Below are 12,753 nucleotides of genomic sequence, written 5' to 3'. Positions count from 1 at the left end.
TTTGCAGATTGGTCTGTCGAGCGAGGTATAGCCATGACCCACACCCTTGCGGAGCCGGAGGTTTATCAGGGACAGTTTGGTGAGTTCACGATTACGAAGGGCGATCGCCTGGGGGTTATTCTTTACCGGGCGGCGCTGATGGTGGCGGCGCTATGTTTTGCAGCGGGCACAGGGCTGGTGCTGGGACGCGGCGACGACCCGACGGTGCTGCGGTGGCTTAGTCCGCTGTATACGCTGTTTTCACTGGCGCTGGGCACAAGCCTGATGCTGATTCATATTTATATGAAGCCGCTGCATCGAGCGCTCCAAGCGTTCTGGCTGGTAGGGGCGATCGCCGCGATCGCCGTTGCCCACCTATATCCAGAGCCATTCGTGCAGTCGGTCTATCTGCACCCGCAGACGATTTTGGGTGTGGGATTTACCTTTGCGGCGCTCACGGGCATTTTCTTCAAAGAAGCGTTTTGCTTTAACCGTCTGGAAACAAAACTGCTGACCCCACTGGTGCCGCTGCTGCTGCTGGGCCACATGGCGGGGGTGTTGTCACCGGGCATCGAAAGTAAACTGCTGCTTGCCTGGGCTGTGCTAATGCTGATCTTTGCGGTGCGAAAGTGTGTCCAGGCAATCCCGCCGGATATCGGCGACAAGAGCGTGTTTGAATATCTCCAGCGGGAAAGCCAGACCGCTAAATCGGCCGATCAAATTAGCTGATCGGGTGGACTTACGGAACTGAGTAGACAACAAAGTCCGCAAAATCGGCATGAACCGAGCGCGGCGTTGCCCAAGAGGGGTCTTCTCCGCCAAAGAAGGTAGAAAACAGGATGCCGTCGATCTGAAGTTGTGGCACGGTGCGGAACGTCACACCCCGCTGATCCAAAACCTGACGGCCGTTGAACCAGACGCGGATGCGGCCATTCGCCTGACCGGGTGTGTTCAGCGTCACCTCTTGATCAATGCGGTGCCAAACGCCCGGGCTAAAGCGCCAGTTTCCCTGCCCAATCGAGGTGCCATAGCCCCGGCTCGTCGGCAAATAGGCATAGACCTCCCCTGCGCCGTTTTGCCGCCACATAAATCGGGTTGAGAACCCATCGGTGCCATTGGGAATATTGCCGCCCGTGTTGCCAGCACCGCCGTAGAGTCCGGGCAGCTTGCCGCCGCGCACGAAATTAAAGTTGCTGGAAAACCGCACAGCATAGCTGAGCCGCACTGCTTCCTGGGGGCCAATGGGCAGGCGAGCGAAGAACTGGCTGCCGCCCAGGGGCACGTTATATCGGCTCACGGCTCCGGGGCTGATGGAACCCTGGGGATAGCGGACGCGCAGGAATAGGGGATGAGTACCGCCCCGTTCGCTTGCGATCTGTCGATTTTGCGGGCCAAAGCCGCCGCGTTGCTGCACGCCCCAGCGCTGTTCCCAGCCCTGTCCAAAGTTGCCGCGCCACAGAACTCGCGATTGAGGTGTCGCACGACTGAGCAAAGTAGGGTGGGAAGATTCTGCTGACGATGCAACGTTAGTGAGATTGGCTGCACCAGAAACCGCAAGCGGCGTGTATGAGCAGCTTGTGGCCGCCGCCAGCAGGGCGATCGCCCACCGTGGAAATCTTGCCTGAGCTTGTGTCATGGTTCATCCATCCAGCAACGACTTTCATTGAAGAAGCTGAGTAGGGTCAGCGGCCAGGCGCGGACGTTCAACTTCTCGAACTCTTTTACAAATGATTTGAAATCTTTACAGGCAAGTTTCTGTGAAGATGTGGAACTCTCAGGGTCTGAAGACAGAACTTGAGAACCGCGTAGCCCCGGCCCCCAGCGAGCTTTTACAGTTTGTAACGTTTGCATTGAGCCAGGAGGCCAACCCACACCGTAGACTTGATAAATGCCTAACACCTAACTTCTGGCTGACCCCCGCTTTCAGTCCTATACCCAGCTTCATCCTTCATACGCAGGTCTTTTTTAAGAACTATGTTTCCCATTCAGCGTCCTCGTCGTCTCCGCAGTCATCCCCAGTTGCGCCGCATGGTCAGCGAAACGGTGCTGAACATTAGCGACCTGATCTATCCGCTGTTTGCGGTGCCGGGGGAGGGAATTGCGACTGAGGTGCGATCGATGCCAGGAGTATACCAACTGTCGATCGACAAAATCGTAGAGGAAGCAAAGGAAGTCTACGATTTGGGCATTCCTGCCATCATTCTGTTTGGCATTCCTGCCGACAAGGATACCGACGCGACGGGAGCGTGGCACGACCATGGCATTGTGCAACAGGCGGCAACGGCGGTGAAGGAAGCCGTGCCCAACCTGATTGTGATTGTTGATACCTGCCTGTGTGAATACACCTCCCACGGACATTGCGGCTATCTGGAAGTGGGCGACCTGACGGGGCGCGTGCTAAACGACCCAACACTGGAGCTACTCAAGAAAACCGCCGTCTCGCAGGCAAAGGCGGGAGCAGACATCATCGCGCCGTCGGGGATGATGGACGGCTTTGTCAAGGCGATCCGCGAGGGGCTAGACGAAGGTGGGTTTCAAGATATTCCGATTCTGTCCTATGCGGCGAAGTATGCGTCGGCGTATTATGGCCCGTTCCGCGATGCGGCCGAGTCGGCTCCGCAGTTTGGCGATCGCCGCACCTATCAGATGGACCCTGGCAACCGCCGCGAAGCGCTGAAGGAAATTGAGCTAGACATCGCTGAAGGAGCGGATATGCTGATGGTCAAACCCGCACTGTCCTATATGGACATCATCTGGCAGGTGAAGCAGGCATCCAACCTGCCTGTTGCGGCGTATAACGTTTCAGGCGAGTACGCTATGATCAAGGCAGCGGCTCTCAACGGCTGGATTGATGAGCAGCGCGTCGTTTTGGAGACGCTCACGAGTTTTAAGCGTGCTGGGGCAGATTTGATTCTGACTTACCACGCGAAGGATGCCGCCCGCTGGCTTAGTTCTGGTTTGTAGGTTCTTGCGCTCAGCGATCTTCGACTGACCTGCAATTGTGCAATTGATTAGGTCAATTTGCTTACAGCATTTTCTTGCGGGGTGAAGCAGGCGCTGCCCTGAGAAGGCGAGGGCTTCTTGAGCATCCGCGTCGCACCTCACTTGCTTCAAAAATGCTGTATCCGATTGACCTATTCGGTTTAAACCAACCTGGGGCTTTCAATCGAGGGTTTAGTTCTGTTCATTGCTTCTCAGGCACCATCTCGCCCGGACAGAGTAGGAGATGCGTGTCTCAAAATTAGGATTATGTGAAGACTATATGCTCGACTTACTCGGCCAAGTCATCTAGACATTGGCTTTACAAGCGGCCAGTGCGGCGATTCAGGTTGGCGGTTTGCCCAGCAAGGTTTCGAGCAAGCGCAAGTTTTTATGAAGCCTGTCCCGGCGGACTTGAAGTTTTGGGCTAGCTCCATAAGATCTATGTATGATCTCTACGATACAAGCCCTCCGTAGGATCATTTAAGTTCTACTGATGCGGATCTCTACACCAATAGTTAAAGCTTGCAGTAGACGGTTTTTTAACTGTCTTATATGTCTGCTAATCTGGTCTGGCTGCTGGGCGAGAATAGTAAGTTTGCTAGAAATGCGGAGAATATCTCAGCAATTTGCTGCATGATACAGCAAAAGCTCCGCTATAGCCTTATTAATAGTAAGAATTGCCCGACTAGGGCATTTTCAAAAAAATCTACTGGTTCAGGGAATCTACCAGAGTAGATTTACGTAAAGTTGTCCTGATAATTGGCTTCTCTCTTTGTAAGGAGTGTTTTAGTTCCTAATCTTGAGCAGGTCAAACCCTACCTAGCGAAGCGTCTGCCTTTTATGGGCTAAGCACCCACAGGATACGTTCGATTAGTTCATAGACCGGTCTTCTTACAGTTATGCACGCCTCTACGACATGGTGTGTTCTTTGTTGATCTATGAAATACACAATTACTCACACTGGAACGGACTGGTTGCTGAAGATCTGGGAACCCGCACCCATTGGCAGCGGGCGAGAGTTACCGTTTCTCTACAAAATCAAGCTGCGGTTTAACTCTGAGAAGGAAGCGCTAGTGGTGCTTGACCACTACAAGATGCTCTACTCAGGCACGAGCCATCTGGAGATGTCAGACATGGGTGCGCTGATGGCAGTCTAGATCTAGATAAGGACTAATTGTGCCCGGATTAATGGGTTTAGAAACGGTGAGTAGCGATTCCCAAAATTGCTTAGGGACTGGTCTAGAAAATGCTCTAGAGATTGCTCTGGAACTCTAGCAATTGCTCTACCAATCACTCTCACTTCTTATTTCCTAAAACGCTTGACTCATCCGAACACAATCTTAGAAGGGATAGGTCATCTTTTGCAAAGTTTCTGTGAAGCCTTTCGTCCAATCCTGCGGTTGCAGGATTCCTCTTTTGCATAGACTTCTAGGAGCGGCGATGGGCCATCGTGGTACTCGCCTGAGCCACAGGCATAAGAATCACATCGTTAATATTGACATGGGCGGGCCGCGTGGCGCAGTACAGCACAACATCTGCCACGTCGTCGGCTGTCAGTGGGGTGAGGCCCTGATAGACCTTGCGAGCGCGATCGCCATCCCCGTGAAACCGCACCTCGCTAAATTCGGTTTCCACCATGCCGGGATCGACTGAAGTAATTCGCACGGCGGTTCCTAGCAAATCTAACTTGATGCATTCCGTCAGGCTTTTGACGGCGGCCTTCGTGGCGCAATATACATTGCCGCCAGGATAGGGCTGGTGTCCGGCGATGGAGCCGATGTTGATGATATGGCCGCGATCGCGCTGCACCATGCCAGGAAGGATCGCCCGCGTCACGTAGAGCAGCCCCTTCACGTTGGTGTCGATCATTTCTTCCCAGTCTTGAATTATGCCCTCGTAGAGTTTGTCTAGCCCTCGGCTCAGCCCAGCATTGTTTACCAAAATATCCACCGCAGCCCAGGCTTCGGGCAGTGCGCCCAGCGTGGATTCGACCCTGGGGCGATCGCCCACATCCAGTTGCAGCAGCAGGGTCTCTGTTCCAAACTGGGTCTTGAGCGCAGCCGCTAGCGCCTCCAGTCGCTCCAATCGCCGCGCTACCAAAATCAGCCGCGCCCCCGCCTCTGCAAAAAAATGGGCACAAGCTGCACCAATCCCACTGCTTGCACCCGTAATCAGAACAATTTGGTTTTGAATAGAAGCCATTAGAGGGGTCAGGTTTTAGGAATCCGGATTCATCCTATCACCTGCCCGGTTTTCTCCCGCCTGAACCCTAGACCTGAACCCTAAGCCGTTGCCAGGGCGGGTTCTGGGCGCTTGCTGTGGCGAATGCCTTCAATGGCTTCGGCATAGTCCTTCGCGCCGAAGACCGCAGACCCGGCCACGATTGCGTTTGCGCCTGCTTCCAGCACTTGCCACGTATTGTTCACCTTCAGCCCGCCATCAACTTCGATCCAGGGGTCGAGGCCGCGCTCGGCGCACATTTCACGCAGCTTGCGGATCTTGGGCAGCACTGCCGGAATGAAGCTCTGGCCGCCAAAACCGGGGTTGACGCTCATAATCAGCACCAAGTCGCACACCTCCAGCACATACTCGATCAGCGTCAGCGGGGTAGACGGATTCAGCACGACTCCGGCCTGTTTGCCCAGTTCCTTGATCTGGCAGAGGGTTCGGTGCAGGTGGGGAGAGGCGTTGTGTTCGGCATGGATAGAGATAATGTCGGCTCCGGCTTTGGCGAAGTCTGCCACATACTTTTCTGGCTCCACAATCATCAGATGCACGTCCAGGGGCTTTTGGGTGTAGGGACGAATCGCGTCTACGATCAGCGGGCCAATGGTGATGTTGGGGACAAAGCGACCATCCATTACGTCTACGTGAATCCAGTCGGCTCCGGCCTGGTCAACCGCTTTGATTTCGTCACCCAGGCGGCTGAAGTCAGCAGACAAAATCGACGGGGCAATGACGATGGGCTTTTGTGAGGTGGGCAGGGTCATGGCGGCGAGTTCTCCTGGGTTTGATTTGGTATTAATTTTAACAAATTAACAAAGCGCATCCATCAGTCCAGACCCTTTGCAAGGCAGTCTAGAGCCAATCCTTAAGGCTTTATAAAAAGCTATCTACAAGAAGCTTTATACAAAATGGAGAGTCGCGCAACTGCCTATTGAGAAATTTGCCGTTCACATGCCATTTAACGCTCATCGGTTTAATGCTCATCGATGGTTCAGTTCTGACAGATGCTTCTGGATAGAAGCTTAGAAAAAACTGGAAAACGAAAAGGCCAGTGCCTGTAGAAAAGGCCTTGGAAACAGCCCTGGAAAATAAGGAGACTAGTGCAGTGTCATGGTTAAGTTTTAGGGTGATGCCTTGGTTGGTAGTCAGCGCTTCAGCGCTAAAGCACTGACTACCAACCTAAGTTGCTGTAACGCAGCATTAGCTCTTGCACATTGCACAGTCTTGGGAGGCAGCCGCTGCTGGAACGGGGTGCAGTCCTCCGGTTGGGGGCACGGGCGAATCTGCCAGGACGGTGTAGATTTCCCACGGAGCGCCGTCGGGGTCGCGAACCCAAACCTTATCTTGCAGCGCATAGCAGCAGTTGGTTTGCGATTCGGGCACGGTGGTCAGGTCGAGCTGCGCGAGGCGATCGCCCGCCATCTTCACCTCCTCCGACGTTTCCACCTCCACCCCCAGATGGTTGAGCCGTCCGGTAGCGTTGGGATTTTCGATCAGCACCAGCTTCAGCGGCGGCTGAGCGATCGCAAAGTTGGCATAGCCGGGCCGTTGCTTGGCAGGCTCCGCACCCAATAGCTTGCTATAAAACACAACAGCTTCATCAATATTGCTCACATTCAGCGCCAGTTGTACGCGAGACATCGAGTTTCTCCTGAGTGGAAGTTGGCATCAGTCATTCAATCTTGACAGTCATCAATCTTGACAGCCGTTCATATTGACAGCCATCAATATCGATTCCCATCAATATACTGGCACTCTATATCGATGAGTGTCAATATGAAAATATGAATTTACCTAAATCTGCTCCGCCAACTGCCGTGCCGACCTGCTGCACTCCGCTGCTGGCAGGCGCATTACCGCCCGAAGACGCGGCCCGGCTTGCTGCCCTGTTTCGCGTGTTGGGCGAACCGGCCCGCCTGCAACTGCTCAGCCTGATTGCGTCCCAACCGGGTCAGGAAGCCTGCGTCTGCGAATTGACCGAGCCGCTAGGTTTGTCGCAGCCGACCATCAGCCACCACCTCAAGGTGATGTACGAAGCGGGCCTGTTGCAAAAAGAGCGGCGCGGCAACTGGATATATTACCGACTGGTGGGCGATCGCCTCGAACAGTTGCGCGTTGCCCTGGCCAGCCCAGTCCGCTGAACCCACTGCCCGCAGGCCCCATGCGATGACGCTGAGCGAACCCATTACCACGCTGACCGATTATGCGATCGCCCTGGAGTGCCTGATCTTTGCGGTCTGCTTGCTGAAACAGGCGGAACCCCCCAAGCCCACAAAGGGGTGGATACTGGCCTTTGGCAGCACGGCGCTGGCTGCGGCCCTGGGCGGCACGCTGCATGGGTTTATCGAGAGGGTATCGCCCCTCTGGGCCGTGGGTCTGTGGCGAGTCATGCTGCTGGCGCTGGGGGTTGCAAGCTATGGGTTGGTAGCTGGCGCAAGTGCGAACTATGCACTGGGCAACACAAGGGTCTGGGTGCGGCGGCTGGCGCTGGGCAAGCTAGCGATGTATGGGCTGTGGGCGTGGCAGGCGAAATCCTTTGGAGGGGCGATCGCCGACTATCTGCTGTCTATGCTGGTGGTCGTGGGCCTGGTAGGGTCGGGGGTGGTTTTCGCGGTTCCGGCGCAGCGGGTTGCCACACGGTGGCTGGTGGGCGGGGTAGGTCTGTCATTTGCCGCCGCTGGGGTGCAGGTGGTGCAGCTTGCCCTGCGGCCCTGGCTCATGCCTAATGACCTCTATCATCTGGTGCAGATGGTCGCGCTCTATGCCTTCTTTCGTGCAGCCAGATAATGGAGGAACCAAGCTGTTTGGAGTTGGGGTGCCTGATGTCGCTGATGCAAGTTTGGGGCGTTTTTCTGATTTTTGTGCTGTGCCCCGTGCTGGGGGCGCTGCCGCTGATCGAGTGGGTCGTGCGCGGGCTGACGGGGAAGCGCCTGTCAAAGCTGGGCACGGGCAACGTTAGCGTGTCGGCGGCGTTTTATCACGGTGGGCAGATGGCGGGCATTCTCGCGGTGCTGTCGGAGGCGGGCAAAGGGCTGGCGGCGGTGATGCTGGCGCGGCAGTTTTTTCCGGCGGGGTCGCTGTGGGAAGTGGTGGCGCTGATGGCGCTGGTGATGGGGCGCTATTGGGGCGGGCGCGGCGCGGGCACGACCAACGTGGTGTGGGGCTTTGTGCTGCACGACCCGGCGGCGGCAGGGCTGATCGCGCTGATCGGCGGCATCGGGTTTACACTGTTGCGCGATCGCACGCTTGGCAAGCTCAGCGTCCTCGTCCTGATGCCCGTCATCGTGGCGCTGCTGCATCCCTATGACGGCAAGCGCGTTGCTGCGACAGCCCTGCTCAGCCTGCTGCTGGCGTGGATTTATCAAAAAATTCCCGATGATTTAGACCTGTCGGCTGAGGAAGCTCAGCAGGAGTCGAAGCGCGTGTTTCAGTTTTTTCGGGGCGACCGGGCGTTGCGATCGCTCGACCAACCCCTTTCACCAGAAAAATTTGGCTCCAAAGCCGCCACCCTGGCGACCCTCAAGCGGCTAGGCTATGCCGTGCCTGAGGGCTGGGTGCTGCCGCCGGGAGACGACCCTGCGCCGCTGCTGAATGCCCTCTCGCCCAGCGCCGACGCGCCGCTGGTGGTGCGCTCCTCTGCCATTGGCGAAGATTCTGACACGGCTTCGGCGGCGGGGCAGTACGAGTCGTTTCTGGACATCACCAGTCTGCCCGCGCTGGAGCAGGCAATCTTGCGCTGTCAGGGGTCCTACAACCTGCCCAGAGCGGTGCAATATCGCCAGCGCCAGGGCACTCCAGACGGCGGCATGGCGGTGCTGGTGCAGCGGCAGGTGGCGGGCGCGTTTTCGGGGGTGGCCTTCAGCCGCGACCCGATCCAGCGGCAGGGCGAAGCGGTGGTGATCGAGGCACTGCCGGGGCGGGCGGATCAGGTGGTGTCAGGTCGGGTCACGCCGGAATCCTATCGCGTGTGGCTGCCGGAGTCCCTGGAGGACGCAGACGACCCCGCCGCGTTTCAGGTGGAAGGGTCGGGCGACGTGCCGCTGGCGGTGATTCGCCGGGTGGCGTGGCTAACTCGACAGCTAGAGTCCCACTTTCACGGCATTCCGCAGGACGTGGAATGGAGCGACGACGGGCAGCAGGTGTGGATTTTGCAGTCGCGCCCGATCACCACGCTGGTGCCCATCTGGACGCGCAAGATTGCTGCTGAGGTGATTCCCGGCTTTATCCGGCCGCTCACCTGGTCGATCAACCGGCCGCTGACCTGCGGCGTGTGGGGCGAGATTTTTACCATCGTGCTGGGCGATCGCGCTCAGGGGCTGGACTTTGAGGAAACGGCGACGCTGCACCACTCCGCTGCCTACTTTAACGCGACGCTGCTGGGCGATATCTTTCGTCGGATGGGGCTGCCGCCGGAGAGCCTGGAATTTCTCACACGCGGCGCAAAATTCAGCAAGCCGCCGCTGGCTTCCACGCTGCGAAACGTATCTGGACTGCTGCGGCTGGTGCAGCGCGAACGACGACTGCTAAAGGAGTTTACCCAGTGCGATCGCCAGCAGTTTGCCCCGGCGCTGTCCGACCTGGCCGCCCAGCCCGCCGACTTGCTGGCCCCTGCCGATCTGCTCGATCGCATCGACCAGATTTTGGAACTGCTGCGCCCTGCCACCTACTTCAATATCCTCGCACCGCTGGGATTTGCCGCCCGACGCGCCTTGTTCCGGGTGGATGAAGCGGCGCTCGATAACCGCGTGATGCCGGAGGTGGCGGCCGTGCGATCGCTCCAAACCTTGGCCCAACAAGCGCGATCGCACCTGCCTGCGCCCCCTGCTGACCCTGACGTGCTGTTGATGCAGCTTAGGGAAACCCCGGCGGGACGGGACATTCTCCACCAGTTTGACCAGTTCCTCGACCGCTATGGCTACCTCAGCGAGGTGGGGACAGATATCGCCGTTCCGACTTGGCGCGAGGCTCCCCAGGCTGTGCAGCGCCAGCTTGCCCAATTTGCCCAGCTTAACCAGCTTGCGCCCATGCCCACTGCGTCGCAGTCTAAACCACCCGCTGGCAAGGTGCGAACCCTCCAGCAGCGGCTCGACCTCAAGGGGCGCGTGGCTGAGGTCTACAATCGCCTGCTGGCAGAACTTCGCTGGAGCGTTGTAGCGCTAGAGCGGTGCTGGCTGGCTGACGGCTTGCTGAAAGCGGCTGGCGATATTTTCTTCCTGGAAATTTCGGAAATTCGGGCGCTGGTGACGGAACAGGATGCCAACTGGAGTTCGGTAAAACGGCGGGTGCAGGAGCGGCGATCGCGCTTCGAGGAAGATTCCCAGCAGACCAATATTCCCCTGCTGGCCTATGGCTACGAGCCGCCGTGCCCAGAAACCCAGCCAGAACGGCCTGCCCTCAGCAGACTGATCGGCATCGGAGCCAGCCCTGGCATCGCGGTGGGAACGGTCATGGTAGTGCGATCGCCCCAAGACGCGCCGCCCCTCGACCGCTCCTATATTCTCGTTGTGCCCTACACCGACGCAGGCTGGGCCCCGCTGCTAGCGCAGGTCGGCGGGCTAATTGCCGAAGTTGGAGGGCGGCTCTCCCACGGGGCGATCGTCGCCCGCGAATACCAGGTTCCCGCCGTGATGAACCTGGCCAGCGCCACGCAACAGCTTCGATCTGGCCAGCGGGTGCGGCTGGACGGAGAGACGGGCGTGGTGGAGGTGGTGGAACCGGAATAGCCCAACCCTGGGACCCCCGCGAAACGATGACAACGGCTGGTACTGCAAAAATTCACGCTGCAAAAATTCACGCTGCAAAAATTCACGCTGCAAAAATTCACACGGCTATCTCTAGTGCTGCGATCGCCCTGGGCATTCTGAGAACAAGCGCCCGACCTCACCCCATCCCCCGATCCGCTCATGGTGTCTTTTACTGCCGCACCTCCAAACTTTGCGCTGGCCTCGCCCCACCTGCTGACGGCGGCCATTTTGCAGTTGCCGATGCCCGACGCTGCCGATCGGGTGGCATCGGGGCAGGTGGTGCGGGCTATGCAAACGCTGATGGCGCTGGTCGATGAGGTGCGATCGCCCGAAAACGGCTGGGATGCAAACACGCTGCCGACCCCAGAGGCGATCGCCCCCTACGTCGCCGACGAAGCCTGTGACCTGCTAGAAGCGCTAGAAACGTCGGAAGCGCTGGCAGCAGAGGCGACCGACCGCACGTTTCCCAGCGAGGCAGCCGACTCGCCCAAACTGGCCCCGCTGTGGCCCCCCTACTGCACACTCGACAGCCTCACCCCCCGGCTGCTGTGGGGACTGGCCCGCAGCGCCGTAGAGACGATGCGGCTATTGGAAAGTGTGTCTGCAACGGTGGCTCCGGCGAGGGCGGTGCGCCAGCGGGGGCGGCTGCGGCTGGCGGCGGTGCTGGAGCTACACGCTGAGGACGGCAGCCAGCGCCATGACCTGGTGATGCATCAGCCAGGGCAATCGCCCCTGTCGCCCGATGCCCAGGTCTACGAACTGGATGGCACAGCGGTTTCGGGCACGCTCACGGCTGGGCAAATCTTGACGGCGATCGCCCAGCAGGTGGAACTGGTCACGCCGGCCCTGTCGCCCCTCTTGGTGGGTCTGCCGATTCAACTGCTACTGCCGGAATATGACTGGCAGCCCGCAACGCTGCGCCTGCATCTGGAGCTGGAGTTTGTGCCGGGTGGACTGCCTGCCTCGCCGGAGTTGCCGAATGGTGCGGCGGCTTGGGCTGCTGGGGCTTCGGAACTACCCGATGCGCTGCCATCGAACGAGGAGGAAACCCTGCCGACCACCCTCCAGTTCACGCCGGGGGCCTGGCTCCAGCGCTATTGCACCCACCTGAGAGACTATGCGCTCGCCCATCAAGTCCTGCATCTGAGCGGCTGTCGTATGGTATCCGAAGCCGTCTTCCCGCTGCCTGCGGAAGAGGTGGTGCCACGGTTGGTTGCAGATGCCTGCCTGCTGCTGGATTTACAGACTGACTCGCCGCTGTTTGCGCCGATCGACCGCTGGCAAGACCGGATGCCGGGCGATCGCCTGCGATCGCGCCTCTTGTGGAGCCTCAGCCGCAGCAGCCCAGCAATGATGCAGCTCCTCGGCGGCGTGAAGGTGCGAATGCTACAACCGGAAGCCTCGTGGGATGCAGGCACGCTGCGGCTGCTGGTGACGCTGAAGCTGCAAACGCCGGAAATGGACTGGTATATTGACCTAGCGACGGGGCAAATGCCGGAACCGACCGTGTTTCCGCTGGCGGCGGACGTGGTGCTGCAAGCGGGCGACCTGGCGTTTGAGGCCCAGCCCAATGCCGCCCTGCCGCCGCTGTCGCTGCAACAGCCCACGCCCTTGGCGCAACTGAACGACCACGTCATGCAGCAAATTGAAACCGCTGTGCCCGAAGTACATCTGCTGCTGGAGGGCGCTGCGGTAGATCTGTGGAGCGATGCCGACCCCGAACCCCATCCCGCAACGCTTCAGGTCTTGGTGGATTTTGACTTTGTACCGGACTGGCACCTGACACCCGATCCGCATCGCGACTAGCTAGAATGAAGTGTCG

Annotated in this window: 11 protein-coding genes; 7 read left to right on the top strand and 4 right to left on the bottom strand. The window is 58.5% G+C overall.

All coding sequences use genetic code 11. From position 1 onward, the window contains the following. Window positions 1-33 precede the first annotated feature (33 nt). A complete protein-coding gene (locus tag O77CONTIG1_RS03950; protein ID WP_068508254.1) occupies window positions 34-708 on the top strand; it encodes a DUF2301 domain-containing membrane protein in 675 nt (224 codons plus the stop codon). Between the two features lie 10 nt (window positions 709-718). Here O77CONTIG1_RS03950 and O77CONTIG1_RS03945 read toward each other — a convergent pair whose 3' ends face one another. Then, window positions 719-1,615 (bottom strand): polysaccharide lyase, encoded by an 897-nt coding sequence (locus tag O77CONTIG1_RS03945; RefSeq protein ID WP_156434908.1) that lies wholly within the window; start codon window positions 1,613-1,615, stop codon window positions 719-721. Between the two features lie 338 nt (window positions 1,616-1,953). Here O77CONTIG1_RS03945 and hemB point away from each other — a divergent pair, with 338 nt between their 5' ends. Both hemB and O77CONTIG1_RS03935 read left to right on the top strand, forming a co-directional pair. After that, on the top strand, window positions 1,954-2,943 hold the full coding sequence (gene hemB / locus O77CONTIG1_RS03940) for a porphobilinogen synthase (RefSeq protein ID WP_068508249.1): 990 nt from the start codon (window positions 1,954-1,956) through the stop codon (window positions 2,941-2,943). A 956-nt stretch (window positions 2,944-3,899) separates the two neighbouring features. After that, window positions 3,900-4,118, top strand: a complete 219-nt coding sequence (locus O77CONTIG1_RS03935) for a hypothetical protein (RefSeq protein WP_068508248.1) — start codon at window positions 3,900-3,902, stop codon at window positions 4,116-4,118. A 271-nt stretch (window positions 4,119-4,389) separates the two neighbouring features. Here the strand turns inward: O77CONTIG1_RS03935 and O77CONTIG1_RS03930 are convergent, their stop codons facing one another. From O77CONTIG1_RS03930 to O77CONTIG1_RS03920, 3 genes are all read right to left on the bottom strand, one after another. After that, window positions 4,390-5,163, bottom strand: a complete 774-nt coding sequence (locus tag O77CONTIG1_RS03930) for an SDR family oxidoreductase (RefSeq protein ID WP_068508247.1) — start codon at window positions 5,161-5,163, stop codon at window positions 4,390-4,392. Between the two features lie 80 nt (window positions 5,164-5,243). Then, complete coding sequence (gene rpe, locus O77CONTIG1_RS03925; RefSeq protein WP_068508245.1) at window positions 5,244-5,951, bottom strand: ribulose-phosphate 3-epimerase; 708 nt, start codon at window positions 5,949-5,951, stop codon at window positions 5,244-5,246. A gap of 436 nt (window positions 5,952-6,387) precedes the next feature. Continuing rightward, complete coding sequence (locus O77CONTIG1_RS03920) at window positions 6,388-6,828, bottom strand: ArsI/CadI family heavy metal resistance metalloenzyme (RefSeq protein WP_084782140.1); 441 nt, start codon at window positions 6,826-6,828, stop codon at window positions 6,388-6,390. A 143-nt stretch (window positions 6,829-6,971) separates the two neighbouring features. Here O77CONTIG1_RS03920 and O77CONTIG1_RS03915 point away from each other — a divergent pair, with 143 nt between their 5' ends. From O77CONTIG1_RS03915 to O77CONTIG1_RS03900, 4 genes are all read left to right on the top strand, one after another. Then, complete coding sequence (locus tag O77CONTIG1_RS03915; protein ID WP_068508242.1) at window positions 6,972-7,328, top strand: ArsR/SmtB family transcription factor; 357 nt, start codon at window positions 6,972-6,974, stop codon at window positions 7,326-7,328. Continuing rightward, entirely contained in the window at window positions 7,303-7,974 is a 672-nt protein-coding gene (locus O77CONTIG1_RS03910; protein ID WP_225894683.1) for a DUF6962 family protein, read from the top strand. Before O77CONTIG1_RS03915 ends, O77CONTIG1_RS03910 begins: the two co-directional genes overlap by 26 nt. Before the next feature lie 35 nt (window positions 7,975-8,009). Continuing rightward, complete coding sequence (locus O77CONTIG1_RS03905) at window positions 8,010-10,910, top strand: glycerol-3-phosphate acyltransferase (RefSeq protein ID WP_068508238.1); 2,901 nt, start codon at window positions 8,010-8,012, stop codon at window positions 10,908-10,910. Window positions 10,911-11,090: 180 nt separating this feature from the next. Beyond that, window positions 11,091-12,737, top strand: a complete 1,647-nt coding sequence (locus O77CONTIG1_RS03900; protein WP_068508237.1) for a hypothetical protein — start codon at window positions 11,091-11,093, stop codon at window positions 12,735-12,737. Window positions 12,738-12,753 lie beyond the last annotated feature (16 nt).

The sequence above is a fragment of the Leptolyngbya sp. O-77 genome, assembly GCF_001548395.1.
Lineage (GTDB): Bacteria > Cyanobacteriota > Cyanobacteriia > Elainellales > Elainellaceae > Thermoleptolyngbya.
The sequence above is the reverse complement of the archived record's forward strand: the minus strand, read 5'-3'. Positions and strand labels throughout refer to the sequence as shown.

Coding starts and splice junctions, on each gene's coding strand:
- O77CONTIG1_RS03950 (WP_068508254.1), top strand. CDS start 34: ATGACCCACACCCTTGCGGAGCCGGAGGTTTATCAGGGACAGTTTGGT.
- O77CONTIG1_RS03945 (WP_156434908.1), bottom strand. CDS start 1,615: ATGACACAAGCTCAGGCAAGATTTCCACGGTGGGCGATCGCCCTGCTG.
- hemB (WP_068508249.1), top strand. CDS start 1,954: ATGTTTCCCATTCAGCGTCCTCGTCGTCTCCGCAGTCATCCCCAGTTG.
- O77CONTIG1_RS03935 (WP_068508248.1), top strand. CDS start 3,900: ATGAAATACACAATTACTCACACTGGAACGGACTGGTTGCTGAAGATC.
- O77CONTIG1_RS03930 (WP_068508247.1), bottom strand. CDS start 5,163: ATGGCTTCTATTCAAAACCAAATTGTTCTGATTACGGGTGCAAGCAGT.
- rpe (WP_068508245.1), bottom strand. CDS start 5,951: ATGACCCTGCCCACCTCACAAAAGCCCATCGTCATTGCCCCGTCGATT.
- O77CONTIG1_RS03920 (WP_084782140.1), bottom strand. CDS start 6,828: ATGTCTCGCGTACAACTGGCGCTGAATGTGAGCAATATTGATGAAGCT.
- O77CONTIG1_RS03915 (WP_068508242.1), top strand. CDS start 6,972: ATGAATTTACCTAAATCTGCTCCGCCAACTGCCGTGCCGACCTGCTGC.
- O77CONTIG1_RS03905 (WP_068508238.1), top strand. CDS start 8,010: ATGTCGCTGATGCAAGTTTGGGGCGTTTTTCTGATTTTTGTGCTGTGC.
- O77CONTIG1_RS03900 (WP_068508237.1), top strand. CDS start 11,091: ATGGTGTCTTTTACTGCCGCACCTCCAAACTTTGCGCTGGCCTCGCCC.